Source organism: Frigoribacterium faeni, assembly GCF_007988805.1.
Lineage (GTDB): Bacteria > Actinomycetota > Actinomycetes > Actinomycetales > Microbacteriaceae > Frigoribacterium > Frigoribacterium faeni.
In genome coordinates this window covers 25,566-45,164 of record NZ_BJUV01000017.1, presented here as the reverse complement: position 1 = coordinate 45,164, position 19,599 = coordinate 25,566, and the positions used below count along the sequence as shown (strand labels likewise).

The window sequence follows — 19,599 nt, the reverse complement described above, 5'->3', positions numbered from 1 at the left end:
GGTGAGCATGTCGAACGACGACGCTGATCTGCAGGGATTCGTCGTGGCGGGCGTCGTACCCGGCGGCGGGGAGGCGGTGGTCACCCGGGCCGCGGAGTTCGCGGCCCGCTTCGGCACCGGCCTGGTCTGCGTCGTGGTCGAACCCGACCGCGTCGCCTTCACCGAGGGGATCGACGGGACGGTGCTGTCGTACCCGCTCGACCCCGACGAGTACGACGGCCCGCCGGTCTTCGACGTCGACCTGGAGGCGCGGCTCCGCTCCATCGCCGGCGCCCGGGGCGTCGCCCTCGAGACCCGTGCGGTGACCGGCGAGCCGGCGCACTGCCTCGGCCGCTTCGCCGCCCGGATCGGGGCGCCGATGATCGTCGTGGGCAGCCGTGAGGCGGGGCTGCGCGGCAGCGTCCGCGAGTTCTTCGCCGGATCGGTCGCCCTGCACCTGACCCACCGCCAGCACCTGCCGGTCGTGGTCGTGCCGCTGGCGCCCGTGGCCCGCGCCGACCGTCTGCCGTGGGAGCTCGACCTCTGACGCCGAACCGCCCTGCGCGCCCCCGCGTCTGCCTCTGTGCACATCGCGACCGTTCGGGGCCGAGGAGGCGCGTTTTCAGGGTTTCGGGCGGGTTTCGGGGGTCGGATGGTCGGGTTCGGTACGGCTGATCGTGGGTTGAGCGGTCGGGTTCGGTACGGCTGATCGAGGGTTGAGCGGTCGGGTTCGGCACGGGGCAGCCCCGGCGGCCCGGCCCGCCGCTGCGCGCCGACCAGGACCGCTCGCGCTCGCGGCCTACGCGTGCGTCGCGCGCTCGTGGTCGGCGTGGTCGGCCGGCTCGAGCTGGAACGTCGCGTGCTCGACCTCGAAGTGCGCCGCGAGGCACCGGTCGAGCGAGTCGAGGGTCTCATCGACCCTCATGTCGCAGAACACGTCGCGTTCGACGACGACGTGGGCCGAGAACACCGTCGCCCCGCTGGTGATCTGCCAGGCGTGCACGTCGTGCGCCGAGACGACCCCCGGGGTGCCGGTGATGTGCGCGCGGACGTCGTCGAGGTCGATGTCGCCCGGCGCCGAGCCGAAGAGCACGCGGAACACCTCGCGCAGCAGCGACCAGGCCCGCGGCACGATCATCGCCGCGATGATCAGCGAGCCCACCGAGTCCGCCTGCACGAAGCCGGTCGTCAGCACGATGATCGACGCCACGACGACCGCGACCGATCCGAGCAGGTCGCCCAGCACCTCGAGGTAGGCGCCCCGCATGTTGATCGAGTGGGTCGCCCCGCCCCGCAGCACGAGCAGCGCAGCGACGTTCGTGGCCCCGCCGACGAGACCCACCACGAGCATGGGGACGCCGAGCACCTCGTGATCGCTCGGCTCGAGCAGTCTGCCCACGGCGGCGACGGCCACCGAGACGGACACGGCGACGAGCACGAGGCCGTTGATCATGGCCGCGAACACCTCGGCGCGACGGTAGCCGTAGGTCTGCCGCCCGCTCGCGGGTCGAGCGGCGACGATGGTGGCGACGAGGGCGATGACCAGGCCGGCGAGGTCGGAGAACATGTGGCCGGAGTCGGCCAGCAGGGCCAGCGAGCCCGAGAGCAGCGCACCGGTCAGCTGGGCCACCAGACCGAACGCGATGATGAGGATCGCGAGGCGGAGTCGCCGTCCGTCGGCCGCCATGTGGCCGTGCTGGTGGTCGTGCGCCATGCTGTGCTCTCTCGGGTGTTCGGGCGGCTCGGGCCGACGGCCCGGTCGCGGGTCGTCGGTGATCGCTCGCCTCGACGATAGCCGCGGCCACCGACGTCGGCCAGGCATCCGGCCCAGTCGATAACGACTCTCGATCCCTGCAACGACGGCGATCGGAGCCGATCTGGACCCGAGGAGGCGCGAGCGGCGCACCCGAGGAGGCGCGCCTCCCGGAACAGCCGGGCCGAGACCGCGGTTGGCTGAGTCATGACCTCGACCCGCGCCTCCTCGTCCTCCGCCCGTTCCCCCCGGCCGATCGCCGTGACCGGTGCGACCGGAGCGATCGGCGGACGGGTCGCCGCGTCGCTCGTGGCCGACGGGCTCCCCGTGCGGCTGCTGGTGCGCGACGCCTCGCGCGCCCCCGATCTCGGTGCCGACGTCGAGGTGGCCGTCGCGAGCTACGCCGACCGCGCAGCCGTGCGAGCAGCGCTCGAGGGCGTCGACACCGTGCTGATGGTGTCCGCCGCCGAGGCCGTCGACCGGCTCGACCAGCACCGCGCGTTCGTCGACGCCGCAGCGGAGGCGGGTGTGCGTCACGTCGTCTACACGTCGTTCCAGGGCGCGGCTCCCGACGCCGTCTTCACGCTCGCCCGCGACCACTTCGCGACCGAGCGCCACCTGGTCGGGTCGGGCATGGCGACGACGATCCTGCGCGACTCGTTCTATCTCGACGTGCTGCGCGAGTTCGCCGACGACCAGGGCGTCATCCGCGGCCCGGCGGGCGACGGGCGGGTGGCGGCGGTCGCGCGCGCCGACGTGGCCGCGGTCGCCGCCGCGGTGCTCGCCGACCCGGCGGCGCATGTCGGCCGGAGCTACGAGCTGACCGGCGCCGAGGCCGTCACGCTGACCGAGGTCGCGGCCCGCCTGACCGCGGCGACCGGCCGCTCGTACTCGTTCCACGACGAGACCCTCGACGAGGCGTACGCGTCGCGGGCGGCGTGGAACCCCGAGCCCTGGCAGGCCGACGCCTGGGTCAGCACCTACACGTCGATCGCCTCGGGCGAGGTGTCGGGCGTCTCGACCGCGGTCCGCGACCTGACCGGGCGCGAGCCGCTGACGATCGAGCGGCTCGTCGCGACCGACTGAACGCGGTTCGGCCGGTGCGGCCCGGGCCTGCGCTCAGCGCACCCGTCGGGACGACAGCACGCCGCTGACTCCGAGCACCAGCGTCGCCGCGAAGACACCGAGCATCGGTACCTGCCAGTTGCCCGAGGCGTCGTGCAGCCCGCCGATCGCCAGGGGCCCGAGCGCGGCGATGGCGTAGCCGCCGCCCTGCACGAGCGCCGACAGGCGGCGGGCGTCGGTGTCGGTCGTGGCCATGCGCACGATCACGATGAAGATGATCGTGATCCCGCCGCCCTGCGCGGCCCCGCCGAACACCGACCAGACGAGCCAGTGCTCGGGGGCGAAGAGCAGGCCGAGCGGCATGGTCATCCAGAAGAGGCTGATCAGCGCGATGATGACCGCCGGCCTGACCTTGAGGGCGAGGACGGGCACGCCCAGCGCGCCGACCACGGCGAGGATCTGGAACACCGACGAGCTCGCGCCGGCGGCCTCGCGGGTGAGCCCGATCTCGTCGCGCAGCAGCGTGGGCATCCACGCCGTGAGGCCGTAGTACCCGAACGCCTGACCGGAGAAGGCCAGCGTCAGGCCCCAGGTCGTCCAGCGGCGAAGCAACGGAGGCCGCGCGGCCTCGGCACGCCGCTCGGCGGCGTCCTCGGCGGCCGCGCGCTCGTCGATCACGGGGATGCCGCCGGTCAGCACGTCGGACGCGTCGCCCCGAGCCGAGGAGGCGCGGGTCGCGTCGTCGACGCCCGTCGCCGCCGGCAGGCGCACGCCCCGCAGGGCCACCCGGGGCCCGACGGCGAACGACCACACGACCGCGGCCAGCACGGCGAGCAGACCCCAGGTGAGGAGGGCGAGGGGCCAGCCGACCACGGCCGCGATCGGCGCCGTGCCGAGCGAGGTGATCATCGAGCCGACGTTGAGGGCCGACGTGTAGATGCCGGTGACGAAGCCGCCGCGTTCGGGCGAGAAGTCGCGCTTGATGATCACCGGCAGCACGACGTTGCCGATCGTGATGGCGACGCCGATCACGATGGTGCCGGCGTACAACCAGAACGAGGTGCCCAGGGTGCGCAGCACGGTGCCCGCGAGCACGCCGGCGAGGCCCACCGTGACGGCGAGCTCGGGGCCCACCCGGCCGATGAGGGCCGAGGCGGCGGGGCTCGCGACGGCGAAGCAGAGCACGGGGATGCTGGTCAGCAGGCCGGCGACGACGGCGGTGAGGCCCAGCGATCCGCTCATCTGGTCGAGCACGGGCGCCGTGGCCACGATGGGGCCGCGGAGGTTGAGCGCGATCAGCACGATCGCCAGGGTCAGCAGCCAGGCGGCGGGCGACCGGACCACGGCCCCCGCGCGAGGGCTCACGCGGCGCCGCGCAGGAGGGTGACCCCGAGCAGGGCGGCGAGCTCGTCGACGTCGGCCGCGACCTCGACGGCCCCGGCGTACTCGGACTCGTCGCCGTAACCCCAGCCGGCGATGATCGTGGGCACGCCGTGGACGGCCGCGCCCTCGACGTCGTGGTGACGGTCGCCGATGAGGACGGGACGCGTCAGGTCGGCTCCGCGGGCCTCCAGACGGCGCAGCGCCTCGGCCACGACGTCGGCCTTGGTGTTGCGCACCTCGTCGTCCGAGGCGCCGGTGATCAGGTCGAGGTAGCGGTCGAGGCCGTTCGCCACGAGGATCCGCGTCGCGGGGGTCTCGGGCTTGGAGGTGGCGGTCGACGTCGGGATGCCCGCCGCGTGCACCGCGGCCATGAGGTCGGGCACGCCGGGGTAGATCGGGCTCTCGAGCGCGCCCGTCTCGAGATAGTGGGCGCGGTACAGCCGCATGGCCTCGTCGAGTCGTCCGCCCGAGAGTCCGAGACGGACCTCGAAGCTCTGCGGCAGAGGGGGGCCGACCCAGGCGATCAACTCGGACGCGGGCGGCACGGGCAGCCCCAGCGCCTCGATCGTGTGCGCGAGGCTCGCCGTGATGGCGGGCGCGGAGTCGGCGATCGTGCCGTCGAGGTCGTAGAGGACGGCGGTGTAGGGGAGAGTCATCGACACCAGCTTAGGCACCGGTGCCGACACCGAGACCGGCTCACGCGGCGACGGAGCGGGTCGGGAGGCGCGGACCGGGCGGAGCGGGTCGGGAGGCGCGGGTCGCCGCCGCGGTCGGGGAGCCCCCGGGCGCTCAGCCGACCCGACCGAGCGGCCAGGTCGTCGTCGGGACGCTCCCGCCGGGCACGCGATCCGGTGCGACGCGGGGCGCGACGGCCCGGTCGGCGGTGACGCGGACCCTCGCGCGGGCCGGGGCGACGGCGAAGTCGTCGCCCTTCACGCTGGGGAACGAGCCCGAGATGGTCTCGAAGATCGGGGTCGCATCGCGTTGCGAGACGATGAGGTCGAAGATGGGCGAGGACACAGGCGCCTCCAGATCGGGTCACGGGCAGAACGGGCAATAAGAAATATTACCCTCATATTCTGAGGACGCAAGGGGGTGAGCTCTCAGGCTCGCGCCTCCTCGGTGACGCTCCCGCTTCCGGCCGCCTGCGGCGCCGCCTGGCCGGGCCTCAGAACAGGCGCGAGTGCGAGTCGTCGAGGCCGCGCATGGCGTCGTAGTCGAGCAGCAGGCAGCGGATGCCGCGGTCCTGAGCCAGGGCGCGCGCCTGCGGCTTGATCTCCTGCGCCGCGAAGACGCCGGTCACCGGCGCGAGGTGCGGATCGCGGTTCATCAGCTCGAGGTAGCGCGTCAGCTGCTCGACGCCGTCGATGTCCCCGCGCCGTTTGAGCTCGACCGCCACCGCGCCTCCCGAGGCGTCGCGGGCGAGGATGTCGACCGGTCCGATGGCGGTCATGTACTCGCGTCGGACGAGCGTGTGCCCCTCGCCCAGGAGGTCGATCTGCTCGGCCAGCAGTCGCTGCAGGTCGGCCTCGACGCCGTCCTTGGTGAGCCCCGGGTCGATGCCCATCTCGTGGCTCGAGTCGTGCAGCACCTCGTGGATGGACACGACGAGGATGTCCGCGGTCTTCGCCTGCGTGACCTTCCAGAGCTCGACGACGCCGGCCTCCACCTGATCGGCGTCCGGCTCGAGGGTGCGGATCGAGCAGGGCGGGCTCATCCAGTTCAACGGCTTGTAGCTGCCGCCGTCGGAGTGCACCAGCAGGCTGCCGTCGCTCTTGATCATCAGCAGGCGGGTGGCCAGCGGCAGGTGGGCCGAGAGACGTCCGGCGTAGTCGACGGAACAACGGGCTATGACGAGACGCACCCGACGATCCTAGGGCGGGAGGCGCGGGTCGGCGACCCCGCTCCCGCCGGTTGACAGAGTGTGAAATGCGACATATGTTCAGAGTGTCGGCGGGTGCCGACATCGAGAACGAGTCGCCTCACCCCGCGACCGACCCCCACGACCCGGAGGATCAGCCATGCCGACCACGACGCCCATGACCAGCCCGATGCCGAACGGCGCCCGCCCCGCCGAGGTGGACGCCCGCCGCGTCCGACCGGACGAGGTCCGATCCGGCGTCGACCACCCCTCTGCGCCGACGACCGAGCTGATGCTCGTCGACGTCGCGACGGGGCGCTACCGACCGGGCGACGTGATCGACGTCGAGGCGGTCGTCCGCGAGCTCGGCACGTCGCGCGCCGAGGTCCGTCGGGCGATCGACGTGCTCTGCCGCATCGGCGTGCTGCTGCGGCCGCCCTTCGGCGGGGTCGCGGTCGTCGGTCTGCACCCGCTCAGCACGGTGACCCTGCTGCGTCGCCTGGGAGGCGCGATCGAGTCGGCGCTCACGCTCGGCCCCCTGCTCGAGCAGCTTCCCGAACCGCAGCCTCAGCCCACGCTGGCGGACGCGTACGGGCTGGTGATGCCGGCCGACGTGGAGCGACTCGTCGAGCTGGCCCGACCGCTCCTGACGACGTTCGAGCCCGACGAGGCCGCGCGCCTCGAGCGCGAGGTGCTCGACCCGCTCTCGGTCTTCGCCAGCACGGCCGCTCTGCGGGTGCACGGCTCGACGCCGGCCTTGGGCGACGACGTCCGCGGACGCATCGTCGACCTCATCGAGTCGGCCGCCCACTACGGCGACTGGCGGGCGATCCCCGGGCTCGTCGCCGACCACGCGATCGCGTTCGCCCCCGACCTGCCCTGACCACCGGGCGGGGCGACCTCGGGCACCTGCTCGACCCGCGCCTCCTCGGCCCGGATCCCGTCAGGGGCCCCGGCTAGGCTGCATCACCATGAGCCGGGCAGAGAAGGCCGCCGCCGAAAGACCGACGCTGGCCGCCGTCGCGCGGGGCGCCGGGGTGTCCGCCTCCACCGCCTCCCTGGCGTTCAGCGGGGCCGGTCCGGTGTCGCCCGCCACCCGCGAGAGGGTTCTGGCCGTCGCCGAGGAGCTCGGCTACGGCGGCCCCGACCCCCGCGCCCGGTCGTTGCGCCGGGGTCGTTCGGGCATCGTCGGGGCGGTGATCGAGTCGAGTCTGAGCGACGCGTTCCGGGATCCGGTCAACGTGGCCATGCTCGACGGACTGGCCGACGTGACGGGGCCGGCGGACAACTCGCTGCTGCTGCTGACGGAGACGACGCCCGCGCAGTCCCGCCTGATCGACGCACCGCTCGACGCCGTGGTGCTGTTCGGCTGCAGCCTGCGTCTCGACGAGTCGGTCGCGGTCGTGCGTCGGCGGGGGATGCCGGTCGTGTCGATCGAGGCCCGGCCGATGGACGGGGTCCTCGACATCGGTCTCGACAATGTGGAGGCCTCGCGCACGCTGGCACGGCACCTGCGCGAACTGGGTCACCGGCGGGTCGCGGTCGTGGCTCTCGAGCTCGGGCCGACGAGGGAGCTGGGACGCATCACCGACGAACGGGTCGCCGCGGGGACGACGCATACGGCCTTGCAGCGCCTCGCGGGGGTGCGGGAGGTGTTCCCCGGTGCCGGCGGCGTGGTGACGGCCGGAAGCTGGACGTCCGAGGGGCACCGTGCGGGCATGCTCCTGCTGGATGTGCCGCCCGCCGATCGGCCGACGGCCATCGTGGCGCAGAGCGACCTGCTGGCCTCGGGCGTGATCGCGGCGGCGGCCGAGCTGGGGTTGGCCGTGCCCGCCGAGCTGAGCGTGGTCGGGTTCGACGGGATCCGTCTCGACGACCCTCGGGCGGCGGATCTGACGACGATGCGTCAGCCGGCGGTCGAGAAGGGCCGGGCGGCGGGCCGGGCGCTGCTCGACCTGCTCGCCGGCGTTCCTGCGGAGTCGCAGACGTTCACGAGCGTGTTCCACCCCGGCTGCACGACGGCGCCGCCGCGTGAAGCCGGGGTGTGACGCCTGCTCGAACCCGAGGGCTCAGGCGGCGGGTGTGGCGAGGACGCCCTCGAGTGCCGCGTCGGCGTCCTCGACGGAGGTGTCGAGCGCCAGGGCGAGCTCGGAGACGAGGATCTGCCGGGCGCGCCCGAGCATGCTCTTCTCGCCGGCGGAGATGCCCTTGTCTTGATCGCGACGCCACACGTCGCGCACGACCTCGGCGACCTTGTAGACGTCGCCGCTGGTCATCTTCTCCTGGTTGCTCTTGTAGCGACGCGACCAGTTGCCGGCCTCTTCGACCTCGGAGGTGCGGAGCACGTCGTAGACGCGCTCGACGCCGGCCTGGTCGATGACCTCGCGGACGCCGATGTCGTCCGCGTTGCCGGTCGGGATCTGGATCATCAGATCGCTGGTGTGAACCCGGAGCGACATGTACTCGGTGGGCGAGCCCTTGACGTTACGGGTGGTGAGGTCGGTGATGGTGACAGCACCGTGGTGGGGGTAGACCAGCGTCGTGCCGACGTCGTATGTCGTCGTCATGATCAGTGCGCCGCGGTGTAGGCGTCGCGGACGGAGGCGGCGATGCGACCCCGGTCGGACACGGCGTGCCCATTGCTCTTGGCCCATTCGCGGATCTTCTGCAGATCTTCGGGGTTCGACTTGGTCGACGCGGTGCGGCCCGTCGATGCGCGGCCGGCGCCGGAGCGGGAGGTCTTGCGCGCTGCGGACACGAACGTGGCGAGAGCCGCGTCGAGTTCGTCGACGTGGTCGTTGCTGAGGTCGATCTCGTACGAGACGCCGTCGATCGAGAAGCTGACGGTCTTGCCTTCGCCGTCGGCGATGGGAGTGCCGTCGAGGTCGTCGACGAGCTGGATGAGCGTTTTCTGAGCCAAGTGGATTCTCCGAGACAAAAGATGGAAAGCCCAGTTTACGCTATTCGCAATGCCTTTCGGAACCCGAACTCCGTGCTGTTCCCGAGGTCCGCGCGATAAGCGATATCCGCATTCGTCATCGGCTTTATAAGCGACGAACGTTCGATAAGAAGAAGCCTTTAGCGTCGAGCGGAACTTATTACCGAGAATTATTCAGGTGGATGTCGAGATCACCGGTCCGTCGGCTGCTCAGGCCAGACCGCCCGGAGGATGCGGACGGCATCATCGAGGCCCGTTCCGGACTCGGTGCTCGTCTCGGCCAGGCGCCGGGCGGCCTCCAGGACGGGCCGTGGGGTCGTCGCGGCTCTCCGGCTCACGCGGGTCCCGCCTCCCGTTCTGGCGACGACGTAGCCCTCCATCTCGAGGGCCTTGTAGGCCTTGGCGACCGTTCCCGGTGCGACGCCGAGGTCGTTCGCGAGCTGGCGGACCGAGGGGAGCCGTTCGTCCGCCGCGAGGCGGTTCGACGCGATCAGACCTCGGATCTGATCGCGGATCTGCTCCGTCGGCGGAACGGAGCCCGAGAGCGAGATCATCACGGTCGTGACGTCTCGGGTGATCGTCGTGCGGGGACCCCGGCGAGCAGGACGGCGAACCAGAAAGCGAATCCGAATGCGGTCGCCAGGCCGGATGTCGTGGAGAGCGCGGGCTCGAGCGCCGCGAACGGCGTCCAGGAGTCCAGAGGCCCCACCGATGTCGAGAACCGACCCCGCAGGGTCGCTGTCCCCGCGAGCGAGTCGAGGACGAGTCCGAGATGGAGCAGGAGTGAGCCGGTCGCGAGGGCGAGCACGGTCCGGGTGCGCGTCGTCCGACGTCGTCTGTCGTGATCGCGATCGCGCGCGAGTGCCGGACGGGCGATGAGCACCAGATCGACGCCGGCGGCGGCGATCAGGACGCCGATCGCGATCAGGCACGGCACGGAGTGGAACCAGCCGTAGATGGTGGTCCCCATGCTGGTCTCGCCGCCGATGGCGACGGTGTACGCGTCGTAGCGACCCGTCGACGTGTCACGCTCGGACGCGAGGCCGGCCGCGATGGTCAGGGCGAGGATGGCCGCCAGGACGACAGTCGGAGCCACGAACCAACCGCCTCGGGCGAAGCTGAACGGGGTTCGCGGTGCGAGGTCGGCGGCACCCCCGGTTCTCCGGGCGCTGAACGGGAATGCGACGATGACGAGCCCGACGACGCCGAGCACCAGGGGCAGTGCGAAGCGGAGATCCGAGTAGGCGCTCGACAGCCCGCTCGGAAGATCGAGGACGAAGGCCAGGGGGCCGAAGACGACACGGGCGGCGATCGCGATGGTCAGCAGCAGGAATCCGGCGACGATTCCGGAGGTCGGCGGTCGCCTGTCGTGGGGGTCGGTTCTCCGTGTCCGCAGCAGCCACCAGCCCACCGCCAGCACCAGGCCGCCCCCGACGGGCCAGAGCACCCAGAAGCAGATCCACACCATGTCGTCACCCTCCCCGTTTGTATCAAGTGAACGATACATGATTGTGTCACCTGATTGATACATCGAGGAGGCGCGGTGTCGGTGGCGCCGGCACCGCGCCTCCCGCGGTCCCGTGACCGGTGGCCCTGCGGCCCGCGGTCTGCGACGATCGGGTGATGAGACTGGCTGAGGCGCTGATGACGCGCGCCGACCTGCAACGTCGCATCGAGCAGATGCGCTCGCGCATCGCCGAGAACGCGAGATACCAGGAGGGCGAGGAGCCCCAGGAGGACGCCTCCGCGCTCGTCGAGGAGGCCTCCGACGCGCTCGACCGGCTCGAGGAGCTCGTCGTCGCCATCAACCTGACGAACGCGACCGTGACCCTCGCGGACGGCGCGATGACGATGACCGGCGCCCTGGCGCGCCGCGAGACCCTCCGGGCCCGGCACTCGCTGCTGAGCCGGTCCGCGGACGCCGCTCAGGGATCCGGAGGCGGCTACCGGCAGATGCGCAGCGAGCTGCGCCAGTTCGCGGCGCTGCCCGTCAGTGATCTGCGGCGTCAGGCCGACGACGTCGCCAAGGAGCTCCGCGAGCTCGACGTCGAGATCCAGCGGACGAACTGGGAGGCCGAGCTGCAGAACTGAGTCGGACATCGCGCGGTGAGTCGGTAGACGACGCCCGGAGCGAGCACGAGCCGTGGGCCGGCGGTCGATCCGGTCCTCTGTCGGCGCGAGGGCAGCGCCATCCCCGCATGATGCAGCCCCGCACGCCGCACAGGTGACGTCTCATCGACGACGTCTCATCACCGTGTGCTGGCCGGGCCCGTCGAGGGTGGGATCGGGGATCTCACCGCGCACACGGGTCGGACCGTGGTCCTCATAAAGACCCACGTCGTTTTTATGAGCAATGGCCGTAGCTCATAATCTTCGGCACGATCCATGGGAACCGTCGCGGGCCGCCTCTGCCGCGGGCCGCCCTCAGCCGCGGGCCGCCCTCAGCCGCGGGCCGCGATCAGCGACTCCGCGACGGCGACCAGCAGAGGAGCCTGGTCGCGGTCGAACCCGCTCTCGAACCCGATCTGCAACCACGAGTCGTCGACGAGCACATCGATCCCGCAGGCCTCCATCTCGATCTGCTCGCAGCGGAGGGTGGCGTCCTGCGCGCCGGCCACGTCGATCGGCTCCTCGGTCCTCACGCTGTACGTGTCCGTTCCCGCGAAGCCGACCGAGCGTGCGTCAAAGGCCCACCGTCCACCCGGGTCGACGCCGACGTCGATCCTCTCGTAGGGCACGGCGTCGGTCTCCGGTGTGGACCAGGTGCAGTGGTAGGCCGAGCCGAGGTTCACCGACGTCCCGTCCGGACCCGCCTCGTAGACGGAGTCGATGCCCACGTCCGCCATGGCCGGCGATTCGACGAGCGTGCTCATCGGCACCGTCGTGAGGAGGGTCGAGCAGTCGCCGGTCGCGACCCACTTCGCACCCGCCTCGGGCATCTCCCACGCCGCCTGCGGCTCCTGTGCGCGGGCGACCTCGGCCATGCGCCCGATCTGCTCGGTGAGCAGGGCCACGATGCCGGCGTTCAGGGTCGGTGACTCGCGGTACGAGTACTCGATCCAGTAGTCGCCGACGACGACGTTCCCGCGGCAGCTCATCTGCTCCGCCACACACTGCACGGTGGACGCGTCCCCGACGCCCTGGTCGGAGGCTCCGGCCGTGCGTTGTTCCGCGATCCTCTCGCCACCCGTCGCCGTGTCCGGGGACACCCCGACCGCCAGGCTGGCGGACGCCGCATCGCCGTCCGAGTCCCAGCTGCAGGAGAGCACTCCGGCCTCCATGCTCCCGGCCTTCTCGACGGTGTGCAGTCGCGTCGACAGGACGGGGAGCTCCGGCGCCCGCAGCAGCGACGTCAGCGACGACTCCGACGCGAGGGTCGTGCAGTCCATCGGCAGGGCCGAGAGCGGAGGGCTGTAGTCGGGCTCGGCCGCAGGAGGCGCGCTCGGCGCCGGCGCCGCGGTCGCGCTCGGCGTCGGTGCCGGCTCCGTCGACTCGACGACCGTCGGCTCCGACTGGGCGATGCCCTCGAACGGCGAGGGGATGAGGCCGAAGGCGACGCCGCCGCCGGCCGTGCCGACGCCGAGCAGGGCGACGAGGCCGAAGGCGATGCCGAAGCGGTGTCCGCGACGTCGGCGGGGCACGTCGGCGGCCCGCTCGAGGACATTCGTCTTCATCGAGACGAGCATCCGGGTGAGGTCGTCTCCGGTGGGGGGTTCAGTGTTCATCGTGCGTCACCGCCTTCCGCAGTCGCGAGCGTGAGCGGGGCACGCGTGTGGTGTGGGAGCGCAGCCCGAGTCGGGCGGCGGCCTCGGAGTACGGGAGACCGTCGACCAGGCAGAGCTCGCAGAGCTGCCGGTCGAGGGGGCTGAGAGCGTCGATCTCGGCACGGACGAAGCGGAGCTTGTCGCGCGCGTCGTCGCCCTCGAGCGGCGCGAGGAGGTCGGCCAGCGGAGTCGACGGGGCGCCGGCCTGGATGCGAGCCGGGTTCAGGGCGTGGCCGCGGCAGACGACGAGCAGCCAGGGCAGGAGCGAGTCGTGCGGCAGCGCCATCTCGCCGCTCCTCTTCCACATCGTCACGAAGGTGTCCTGCACGATCTCCGCCACGTCCGTCCGGCTCGACGCCAGCGCCCAGGCGTACCGGGTGATCGTCGTCGCATGGCGGTCGAACAGGCTGGACAGCGCCTGTCTGCTCCCCGTCGCGGCGCGTCTCGTCAGATCCGCGTCGCTGAGTGTCTCCACGTCCATCTCCACCCCCTCACTAGAGGAGTGTCGCGGAAAACCCGAACCTGACCGAATCGGCGCAAAAGACCCGGGTGCCGGTGACGGGAGGCGCGACCAGCGGCGGTCCTGCGTCACTCGGAGGGATGACGCCCGCCCCTCGTCGTCCCGACTAGCGTGGCGATCGGGGGGACGACAGGCGTTCCCGATCCCAGGTCAGGAGACCGCCTCACATGAACACGTCCCGACTCATCGTCGCCCTGACGGCCCTCGCGGTCGGCAGCCTGGCGCTCACCGGCTGCACGAGCTCGTCGGACACCGACGCGTCCGCGCCCTCGCCGACGACGAGCTCGGTCGCCGCGTCGCCCAGCACCTCGCCGGCGCCCTCGGCCACCCCCGAGACCGGGACCCCCACCCCGACGATCGACCTGGCCGACCCCGCGTCGTGGGTCGTCTCGGCCACCGGCATCGGCCCGATCACCCTCGGCGGATCGGCCGCCGCCGCCGCCGAGTCGATGACGGCCTTCACCACCACGTCGAACGACGGCGCACCCGAGTGCCCGGTGACGGTCTACGACAGCGACGCCGTCCCGTCGATCTACATCGGCACCGAGAACGTCGACAGCGACGTGATCACGAGCATCCGACTGGGCGTCGGCCTGGTGCCGGACGGTGCGACGTCGCCGACGACGGCCGAGGGGATCGGCATCGGCTCGACGGTGGACGAGCTCACCGCGGCGTACCCGTCGATCGCGGTGACCGGCGAGTACAACGGCACCGAGTACCGCGGCGTGCAGGGCGACGCGGGCGACTGGCTCGTCTTCAGCAGCGGTCCCTCGTCCGACGGCGCCGCCGCGAGCCCGGTGAACACCATCGCCCTGGGCGTCGGCCCCGTTCCGCCGACCGAGTTCTGCGGCTGATCGAGCGCTCCGAGGCCGGGACCTCGAGGAGGCGCGGTGCGGGGACGACCCGCACCGCGCCTCCTGCGCTCATCGGGCCCCGACGACCATCCACCGGCTGCCGGCCGCCCGCACCCCGAGGGTGACGGCTCGGATGCCGATGTAGCCGAGACCGAACGCGAACCACAGGGCCACGGCCGAGCCCGGTCCGTCGCCGACGGAGCGCTCGACCGGCACCAGGATCGCCAGGTAGACGACCACGTTGAGCACGCCGGCCAGCGCGAGGTAGCGGGCGTCGCCGGCCCCGAGCAGCACGCCGTCGAGCACGAACACGAAGCCCGCCAGGGGGATCCCCACGGCCATGGCCAGCACGACCCCGGGCAGCAGGTCGCGCACCCCCTCGTCGGCGGTGAACACCGGACCGAGCACCCCCGACAGCGTCGCCATCAGCGCGCCGAGCAGGACCCCGCCGCCGATCCCGAACACCAGCAGCCGACGCATGACGGCCCGCACGCGGTCGCGGTCGCCGGCGCCGAGCGAGTGGCCGATCATCGCCTGCCCCGCGATCGCGAGGGCGTCGAGCGCGAACGCCAGGGTGCTGAACAGGGTCAGCGCGACCTGGATGGTCGCCAACCCCGTCACCCCCGAGGAGGCGGCGGTCGCCACGGTCGCGATCATCGCGACCCGCAGACTCGCGTTCCGCACCAGCAGCCACGCGCCCGAGCGCGCCGTCCGGCCCACGCCGGCCAGGCCCGGGCGCAGGTCCGCCCCGACCGCGCGCGCCGCCCGCACCGCGATGACGACGTAGACGGCCGCCATGCCCCACTGCGCGACGACCGTGCCGGCGGCCGAGCCGGCGACCCCCCAGCCGAGACCGTAGATGAACACGGCGTTCAGCCCGGCGTTCACGGCGAAGCCGACGCCGGCCACGACCAGCGGCGTGCGGGTGTCCTGCAGCCCGCGGAGCAGACCGGTCGCCGCGATGACGATCAGCATGCCGGGCAGGCCGATCATGGACACGGTCAGGTAGGTCGTCGCGGCCGCCTCGACGGGAGCGGCGGTGCCGAACAGCCCGACGAGCCACGGCGCCGCGAACGCCCCCGCGACCGCCAGCACCACGCCCAGCAGCAGCGCGAACCAGAGGCCGTCGATGCCGGCGCGGATGGCGCCGGCGCGATCACCGGCACCGAGCCTCCTCGCCACCGTCGGCGTCGTCGCGTATGCGAGGAAGATGAGCAGGCCCAGGGCCGTCTGCAGGATGACCCCGGCCACCCCGAGACCGGCGAGCGGCACGGAGCCGAGGTGCCCGATCAGGGCCGTGTCGGTGAGGAGGAAGAGCGGCTCGGCGATCAGCGCGCCGAGGGCGGGCAGGGCGAGCCGGACGATCTCCCGATCGAGAGGGGACCGGAGGCGCACCTCAGTCGGTGCCGCGGGCGCGGCCGACGAGCGACATCAGGTGGTAGACCACGATCGCCGCGACCGTGCCGAGGATGATGCCGCCGAAGGTCGCGCCGCCGAGCGTCAGGGTGAAGTTCGCGATGCCCATGATGAGGGCGATGCCGGCGGTCAGCTGGTTCTTCGGTCGGCTGAAGTCGACCTTGTTCTCGACCCAGATCCGGATGCCGATGACCCCGATCAGGCCGTACAGCGCCGTCGTCACGCCGCCGAGCACCCCCGGCGGGATGGTGAAGATGACGGCGCCGATCTTCGGCGACAGGCCGAGCAGGATCGCCACGATGCCGGCCACCCAGTAGGCCGCGGTCGAGAACACGCGGGTGGCGCTCATCACGCCGATGTTCTCGCCGTAGGTCGTCGTCGCCGAGCCGCCGCCGAGTCCGGCCAGCACCGTGCTGAGGCCGTCGGCGAAGAGCGCCCGACCGGTCAGCGGGTCGAGGTTGCGCTTGGTCAGCTGACCGACGCCCTTGACGTGCCCGACGTTCTCGGCGATCAACGCGAGCACCACCGGGAGGAACCCGAGGTAGACCGGGAGCGCCGCGAGGTCGAAGGCCGGTGCGGTGAAGGTCGGCAGGCCGATCCAGGCGGCGTCGTGCACGGCCGAGAAGTCGACCTCGCCCAGCAGCAGGGCCGCGACGTAGCCCACGACCACCCCGACGAAGATCGAGAGGCGGCCGAGCAGCCCGCGGAACAGCACCGCGCTCAGCACGACGGCGGCGAGGGTGATCACCGCGGTCAGAGGAGCGAGCGCGAAGTTGTCCCGAGCCGCGGGCGCCAGGTTGAACCCGATCAGGGCGACGATGGCTCCGCTCACCACCGGCGGCAGCAGGGTGTCGATCCAGCGGGTCCCGGCCAGGTGCACGACCACGCCGACGATCGCCAGCAGCGCCCCGACGACGATGATGCCGCTGAGGGCGAGGGGGATGCCGCCGACGTCCTTCGCCGCGGCGATCGGCGCGAGGAACGCGAACGACGAGCCGAGGTAGCTCGGCAGCTTGTTCCTCGTGATGATCAGGAAGAGCAGGGTGCCGATGCCGGAGAAGAGCAGCGTCGTGCTCGGCGGGAACCCGGTGATGATCGGCACCAGGAAGGTCGCGCCGAACATCGCCACGACGTGCTGACCGCCCAGGCCGATGGTGCGCGGCCAGGTGAGGCGCTCCTCCGGGGCCACGATCTCGGTGGAGTCGACCGTTCTTCCGTCGCCATGCAACGACCAGGGGAGTGCCATGCTCAGAACTGTAGCGGGGGCTCGGTCGTAGGCTGGCGCGCATGACGAGCGACGCCCTCACCTCCGGAATCCTGACCGACGAACTCGACCCGGAGGTGCGTCCGCAGGACGACCTCTTCCGCCACGTCAACGGGCGCTGGATCGCCCGCACCGAGATCCCGGAGGACAAGGCCCGCTACGGCTCGTTCTACGTCCTCGCCGAGGAGGCCGAGGCGGCCGTGCGCGACATCATCCACGAGTCCCAGGACGCCGAGCCGGGTACCGAGGCCCGCAAGGTGGGCGACCTCTTCACCAGCTTCCTCGACGAGGAGCGCGTCGAGGCGCTCGGGGTCGAGCCGATCCGCCCGCTGCTCGAGCCGGTCGACGCCGTGACCGACGTCGCCGGCCTGCTCCGCCTCGTCGGCGGCTTCGAGAAGCAGGGCGTGGCCAGCTTCGTCCAGCTCTTCGTCGACAACGACCCGGGCGACCCCGAGCGCTACGTGCTCTTCGTCGAACAGGGCGGGCTGGGACTGCCGGACGAGTCGTACTACCGCGACGAGAAGTTCGAGGCGATCCGCACCTCCTACGTCGCCTTCGTCGAGCGCATGCTCGACCTCGCCGGATTCGACGACGCCGCCGAGCGCGCCGCCCGCGTGATGGAGCTCGAGACCGCGCTCGCCGCCCACCACTGGGACAACGTCGCCACCCGCGACAGCGACGCGACCTACAACCTGCTCGGCTGGGACGCCGCAGCGGCGCTCGCCGAGGGCGTCGACCTGACCGTCTGGCGCGACGCCGTCGGCGCACCGGAGCGCGTGTTCGACGAGCTCGTCGTGCGCGAGCCCTCGTTCGTCACCGGTCTGGCCTCGCTGCTGACCGAGGAGCGCCTCCCGGCCTGGCAGGACTGGCTGCGCTGGCAGATCGTCCGGTCGTCCGCGGCGTACCTGTCGACTCCGTTCGTCGCCGAGAACTTCGGCTTCTACGGCCGCACCCTCACCGGCGCCCCCGTGCAGCGCGCCCGCTGGAAGCGCGGAGTCTCGCTGGTCGAGGGCGCCATGGGCGAGGCCGTCGGCCGAATCTACGTCGAGCGGCACTTCGCCCCCGCGGCCAAGACGGCGATGGACGTGCTCGTCGCCAACCTGGTCGAGGCCTACCGTCAGAGCATCGCCGGCCTCGAGTGGATGACCGAGGAGACCCGGCAGCGCGCCCTCGAGAAGCTCGAGAAGTTCACGCCCAAGATCGGCTTCCCCGAGAAGTGGCGCGACTACTCGGCCCTCGAGGTCGACCCCGCCGACCTCGTCGGCAACGTGCGGGCCACGGCCGCCGTCGGCTTCGACCGTGAGCTCGGCAAGATCGGGAAGCCTCTCGACCGCGACGAGTGGTTCATGACGCCGCAGACCATCAACGCCTACTACAACCCGGGCATGAACGAGATCGTGTTCCCCGCGGCCATCCTGCAGTTCCCGTTCTTCGACGAGACCCGCGACGCCGCCGCGAACTACGGGGCCATCGGCGCCGTCATCGGGCACGAGATCGGCCACGGCTTCGACGATCAGGGCTCGAAGTACGACGGCGACGGCCGGCTGCGCGACTGGTGGACCGCCGCCGACCGCGAGGCGTTCGAGAAGCTCACCGCCTCGCTGATCGCCCAGTACGACGCGCTCGCACCGGCCCAGGTGCCCGACCACCACGTGAACGGCGCGCTGACGATCGGCGAGAACATCGGCGACCTCGGCGGGCTGTCGATCGCCTACAAGGCCTACGTGCTCTCGCTCGACGGGGCCGAGGCCCCGGTGATCGACGGCATGACGGGCGCTCAGCGGTTCTTCCTCAGCTGGGCTCAGGCCTGGCAGATCACCCTGCGCGACGAGGAGGCCGTCCGCCTGCTGTCGATCGACCCGCACTCGCCCAACGAGTTCCGGTGCAACCAGATCGTGCGCAACATCGACGAGTTCTACGCGGCGTTCGACGTCACGTCGACCGACGCCGCCTGGCTCCCCGAGGAGGAGCGGGTCACCATCTGGTAGCGGAGCACGGCGCCACGAGATGGGCACGGCACCAGGCTTAGATCTGGCGCTGTGCCCATCTTCTGGCGTGGTGGCTGATCAGCGCGCGTCTGGCGTGGTGGCTGCTCAGCTCGCGCCTGGCGTGGTGGCTGCTCAGCTCGCGTCGCCGGCGGCGGGCCGGTCAGCCGGCCTGCAGGGCTCCCACGGTCAGCAGCTCGACCGACTCGCTCGAGCAGGCGACCTGCGCGCTCTCGACGAAGAGCGACTCCGTCTCGCCGGGAGGGTAGACCCGGAAGCCGTCGGCGTCGCGCGGTGCGCACTCGGCGTTGGAGTAGTTCAGCGCCTGGGTGACGCGCAGGGACGCCCGCGCCGCGCCTCCCGGGGCGAGGGTCACGGTCTCGTGGGGCGAGGCGGCGTCCTGCTTCGCCGAGGCCCCGATCTGGGTGCCGTCGCCTCCGCCGACGAACGAGACGCCCGGCCAGCCCTGCAGCGTGCACGAGGTCGCGCCGGTGTTGGTCAGCACGATGGCGATCTCGACGCTGCCCGCCGCGCCGCCGCCGTCGTCGGCGGTGCTGCCCGCCAGGTCGGCCGTGCGGCAGGCTCCCTCGGCGGTGTCGGGTCCGCCCGTCCCGCCGTCCTCGCCGTCGACGCCGGCCGGGGCGGAGGGCGTCGCGCTCGCCGCGGCGGACGGGGTCGCCGTGACGGTGGCCGTGTCGGTGACGGTGGCCGTGGGGGTCTCGACGCCGGACGAGCCGGACGTGCAGCCGGTCAGGGCGACGAGTGCCGTGAACGTCACGGCGAAGGGCAGCGCGAGTCTGTTCATGTCTTCACTTTT

The 19,599-nt window shown here is 71.9% G+C and carries 21 protein-coding genes; 7 read left to right on the top strand and 14 right to left on the bottom strand.

The window, feature by feature from the left end; genetic code table 11:
• The first annotated feature begins 7 nt into the window (after positions 1–7).
• Entirely contained in the window at positions 8–526 is a 519-nt protein-coding gene (locus FFA01_RS09550) for a universal stress protein (RefSeq protein ID WP_146855479.1), read from the top strand.
• A 252-nt stretch (positions 527–778) separates the two neighbouring features.
• On the opposite strand, the gene FFA01_RS09545 is transcribed toward FFA01_RS09550, so the two are convergent.
• Complete coding sequence (locus FFA01_RS09545; RefSeq protein ID WP_146855477.1) at positions 779–1,693, bottom strand: cation diffusion facilitator family transporter; 915 nt, start codon at positions 1,691–1,693, stop codon at positions 779–781.
• Between the two features lie 246 nt (positions 1,694–1,939).
• On the opposite strand from FFA01_RS09545, the gene FFA01_RS09540 reads away from it, so the two are divergent.
• Positions 1,940–2,818, top strand: coding sequence for an SDR family oxidoreductase (locus FFA01_RS09540; RefSeq protein WP_146855474.1), 879 nt, complete (start codon positions 1,940–1,942; stop codon positions 2,816–2,818).
• A gap of 33 nt (positions 2,819–2,851) precedes the next feature.
• On the opposite strand, the gene FFA01_RS09535 is transcribed toward FFA01_RS09540, so the two are convergent.
• The 4 genes from FFA01_RS09535 to nucS form a co-directional block, all read right to left on the bottom strand.
• On the bottom strand, positions 2,852–4,162 hold the full coding sequence (locus FFA01_RS09535; RefSeq protein ID WP_146855472.1) for an MFS transporter: 1,311 nt from the start codon (positions 4,160–4,162) through the stop codon (positions 2,852–2,854).
• Entirely contained in the window at positions 4,159–4,836 is a 678-nt protein-coding gene (locus tag FFA01_RS09530; protein ID WP_146855469.1) for an HAD hydrolase-like protein, read from the bottom strand. The genes FFA01_RS09535 and FFA01_RS09530 overlap by 4 nt, the downstream gene beginning before the upstream one ends.
• 133 nt (positions 4,837–4,969) lie before the next feature.
• Positions 4,970–5,200, bottom strand: a complete 231-nt coding sequence (locus FFA01_RS09525) for a hypothetical protein (RefSeq protein ID WP_146855468.1) — start codon at positions 5,198–5,200, stop codon at positions 4,970–4,972.
• Between the two features lie 148 nt (positions 5,201–5,348).
• Entirely contained in the window at positions 5,349–6,044 is a 696-nt protein-coding gene (gene nucS / locus FFA01_RS09520; RefSeq protein ID WP_146855466.1) for an endonuclease NucS, read from the bottom strand.
• 157 nt (positions 6,045–6,201) lie between these two features.
• Here nucS and FFA01_RS09515 point away from each other — a divergent pair, with 157 nt between their 5' ends.
• Both FFA01_RS09515 and FFA01_RS09510 read left to right on the top strand, forming a co-directional pair.
• Positions 6,202–6,924 carry a GntR family transcriptional regulator gene (locus tag FFA01_RS09515; RefSeq protein WP_146855464.1) on the top strand — a complete coding sequence of 241 codons (723 nt, stop codon included), beginning with the start codon at positions 6,202–6,204 and terminating at the stop codon, positions 6,922–6,924.
• 88 nt (positions 6,925–7,012) lie between these two features.
• Positions 7,013–8,089 carry a LacI family DNA-binding transcriptional regulator gene (locus tag FFA01_RS09510; RefSeq protein ID WP_146855462.1) on the top strand — a complete coding sequence of 359 codons (1,077 nt, stop codon included), beginning with the start codon at positions 7,013–7,015 and terminating at the stop codon, positions 8,087–8,089.
• Positions 8,090–8,110: 21 nt separating this feature from the next.
• On the opposite strand, the gene FFA01_RS09505 is transcribed toward FFA01_RS09510, so the two are convergent.
• The 4 genes from FFA01_RS09505 to FFA01_RS09490 all read right to left on the bottom strand — a co-directional run bounded on the left by FFA01_RS09505 (position 8,111) and on the right by FFA01_RS09490 (position 10,447).
• Positions 8,111–8,608 carry a CarD family transcriptional regulator gene (locus FFA01_RS09505; protein WP_146855460.1) on the bottom strand — a complete coding sequence of 166 codons (498 nt, stop codon included), beginning with the start codon at positions 8,606–8,608 and terminating at the stop codon, positions 8,111–8,113.
• Between the two features lie 2 nt (positions 8,609–8,610).
• The gene (locus tag FFA01_RS09500) at positions 8,611–8,961 is read right to left on the bottom strand and encodes a histone-like nucleoid-structuring protein Lsr2 (RefSeq protein ID WP_146855458.1); all 351 of its coding nucleotides are present in this window, start codon (positions 8,959–8,961) and stop codon (positions 8,611–8,613) included.
• A 209-nt stretch (positions 8,962–9,170) separates the two neighbouring features.
• Positions 9,171–9,533 carry a GntR family transcriptional regulator gene (locus FFA01_RS09495; protein WP_146855541.1) on the bottom strand — a complete coding sequence of 121 codons (363 nt, stop codon included), beginning with the start codon at positions 9,531–9,533 and terminating at the stop codon, positions 9,171–9,173.
• Positions 9,533–10,447 carry a hypothetical protein gene (locus FFA01_RS09490; protein ID WP_146855456.1) on the bottom strand — a complete coding sequence of 305 codons (915 nt, stop codon included), beginning with the start codon at positions 10,445–10,447 and terminating at the stop codon, positions 9,533–9,535. Before FFA01_RS09490 ends, FFA01_RS09495 begins: the two co-directional genes overlap by 1 nt.
• A gap of 155 nt (positions 10,448–10,602) precedes the next feature.
• Between FFA01_RS09490 and FFA01_RS09485 the strand changes: the two genes are divergently transcribed.
• Positions 10,603–11,070 (top strand): DIP1984 family protein, encoded by a 468-nt coding sequence (locus FFA01_RS09485; protein ID WP_146855454.1) that lies wholly within the window; start codon positions 10,603–10,605, stop codon positions 11,068–11,070.
• A gap of 350 nt (positions 11,071–11,420) precedes the next feature.
• On the opposite strand, the gene FFA01_RS09480 is transcribed toward FFA01_RS09485, so the two are convergent.
• Together FFA01_RS09480 and FFA01_RS09475 are read right to left on the bottom strand one after the other, a co-directional pair.
• Complete coding sequence (locus FFA01_RS09480; protein WP_146855452.1) at positions 11,421–12,704, bottom strand: hypothetical protein; 1,284 nt, start codon at positions 12,702–12,704, stop codon at positions 11,421–11,423.
• Complete coding sequence (locus FFA01_RS09475; RefSeq protein WP_146855450.1) at positions 12,694–13,224, bottom strand: RNA polymerase sigma factor; 531 nt, start codon at positions 13,222–13,224, stop codon at positions 12,694–12,696. Before FFA01_RS09475 ends, FFA01_RS09480 begins: the two co-directional genes overlap by 11 nt.
• Positions 13,225–13,430: 206 nt before the next feature.
• Here FFA01_RS09475 and FFA01_RS09470 point away from each other — a divergent pair, with 206 nt between their 5' ends.
• Complete coding sequence (locus FFA01_RS09470; protein ID WP_146855448.1) at positions 13,431–14,117, top strand: hypothetical protein; 687 nt, start codon at positions 13,431–13,433, stop codon at positions 14,115–14,117.
• Between the two features lie 69 nt (positions 14,118–14,186).
• Here the strand turns inward: FFA01_RS09470 and FFA01_RS09465 are convergent, their stop codons facing one another.
• Together FFA01_RS09465 and FFA01_RS09460 are read right to left on the bottom strand one after the other, a co-directional pair.
• Positions 14,187–15,512 carry an MATE family efflux transporter gene (locus FFA01_RS09465; RefSeq protein ID WP_244289784.1) on the bottom strand — a complete coding sequence of 442 codons (1,326 nt, stop codon included), beginning with the start codon at positions 15,510–15,512 and terminating at the stop codon, positions 14,187–14,189.
• Between the two features lies 1 nt (position 15,513).
• Entirely contained in the window at positions 15,514–16,779 is a 1,266-nt protein-coding gene (locus tag FFA01_RS09460; RefSeq protein ID WP_146855446.1) for a uracil-xanthine permease family protein, read from the bottom strand.
• Between the two features lie 41 nt (positions 16,780–16,820).
• Here FFA01_RS09460 and FFA01_RS09455 point away from each other — a divergent pair, with 41 nt between their 5' ends.
• On the top strand, positions 16,821–18,785 hold the full coding sequence (locus FFA01_RS09455; protein ID WP_146855444.1) for a M13 family metallopeptidase: 1,965 nt from the start codon (positions 16,821–16,823) through the stop codon (positions 18,783–18,785).
• Between the two features lie 160 nt (positions 18,786–18,945).
• On the opposite strand, the gene FFA01_RS09450 is transcribed toward FFA01_RS09455, so the two are convergent.
• Positions 18,946–19,587 carry a DUF4232 domain-containing protein gene (locus tag FFA01_RS09450; protein ID WP_146855442.1) on the bottom strand — a complete coding sequence of 214 codons (642 nt, stop codon included), beginning with the start codon at positions 19,585–19,587 and terminating at the stop codon, positions 18,946–18,948.
• Positions 19,588–19,599 lie beyond the last annotated feature (12 nt).

What these genes read in the sequence shown, in the direction of transcription:
- FFA01_RS09495 (WP_146855541.1), bottom strand. Translation starts at nt 9,533, where the DNA reads ATGATCTCGCTCTCGGGCTCCGTTCCGCCGACGGAGCAGATCCGCGAT.
- FFA01_RS09470 (WP_146855448.1), top strand. Translation starts at nt 13,431, where the DNA reads ATGAACACGTCCCGACTCATCGTCGCCCTGACGGCCCTCGCGGTCGGC.
- FFA01_RS09485 (WP_146855454.1), top strand. Translation starts at nt 10,603, where the DNA reads ATGAGACTGGCTGAGGCGCTGATGACGCGCGCCGACCTGCAACGTCGC.
- FFA01_RS09540 (WP_146855474.1), top strand. Translation starts at nt 1,940, where the DNA reads ATGACCTCGACCCGCGCCTCCTCGTCCTCCGCCCGTTCCCCCCGGCCG.
- FFA01_RS09475 (WP_146855450.1), bottom strand. Translation starts at nt 13,224, where the DNA reads ATGGACGTGGAGACACTCAGCGACGCGGATCTGACGAGACGCGCCGCG.
- FFA01_RS09530 (WP_146855469.1), bottom strand. Translation starts at nt 4,836, where the DNA reads ATGACTCTCCCCTACACCGCCGTCCTCTACGACCTCGACGGCACGATC.
- FFA01_RS09510 (WP_146855462.1), top strand. Translation starts at nt 7,013, where the DNA reads ATGAGCCGGGCAGAGAAGGCCGCCGCCGAAAGACCGACGCTGGCCGCC.
- FFA01_RS09550 (WP_146855479.1), top strand. Translation starts at nt 8, where the DNA reads ATGTCGAACGACGACGCTGATCTGCAGGGATTCGTCGTGGCGGGCGTC.
- FFA01_RS09505 (WP_146855460.1), bottom strand. Translation starts at nt 8,608, where the DNA reads ATGACGACGACATACGACGTCGGCACGACGCTGGTCTACCCCCACCAC.
- FFA01_RS09460 (WP_146855446.1), bottom strand. Translation starts at nt 16,779, where the DNA reads ATGGCACTCCCCTGGTCGTTGCATGGCGACGGAAGAACGGTCGACTCC.
- FFA01_RS09450 (WP_146855442.1), bottom strand. Translation starts at nt 19,587, where the DNA reads ATGAACAGACTCGCGCTGCCCTTCGCCGTGACGTTCACGGCACTCGTC.
- FFA01_RS09515 (WP_146855464.1), top strand. Translation starts at nt 6,202, where the DNA reads ATGCCGACCACGACGCCCATGACCAGCCCGATGCCGAACGGCGCCCGC.
- FFA01_RS09455 (WP_146855444.1), top strand. Translation starts at nt 16,821, where the DNA reads ATGACGAGCGACGCCCTCACCTCCGGAATCCTGACCGACGAACTCGAC.
- FFA01_RS09480 (WP_146855452.1), bottom strand. Translation starts at nt 12,704, where the DNA reads ATGAACACTGAACCCCCCACCGGAGACGACCTCACCCGGATGCTCGTC.
- FFA01_RS09490 (WP_146855456.1), bottom strand. Translation starts at nt 10,447, where the DNA reads ATGGTGTGGATCTGCTTCTGGGTGCTCTGGCCCGTCGGGGGCGGCCTG.
- FFA01_RS09545 (WP_146855477.1), bottom strand. Translation starts at nt 1,693, where the DNA reads ATGGCGCACGACCACCAGCACGGCCACATGGCGGCCGACGGACGGCGA.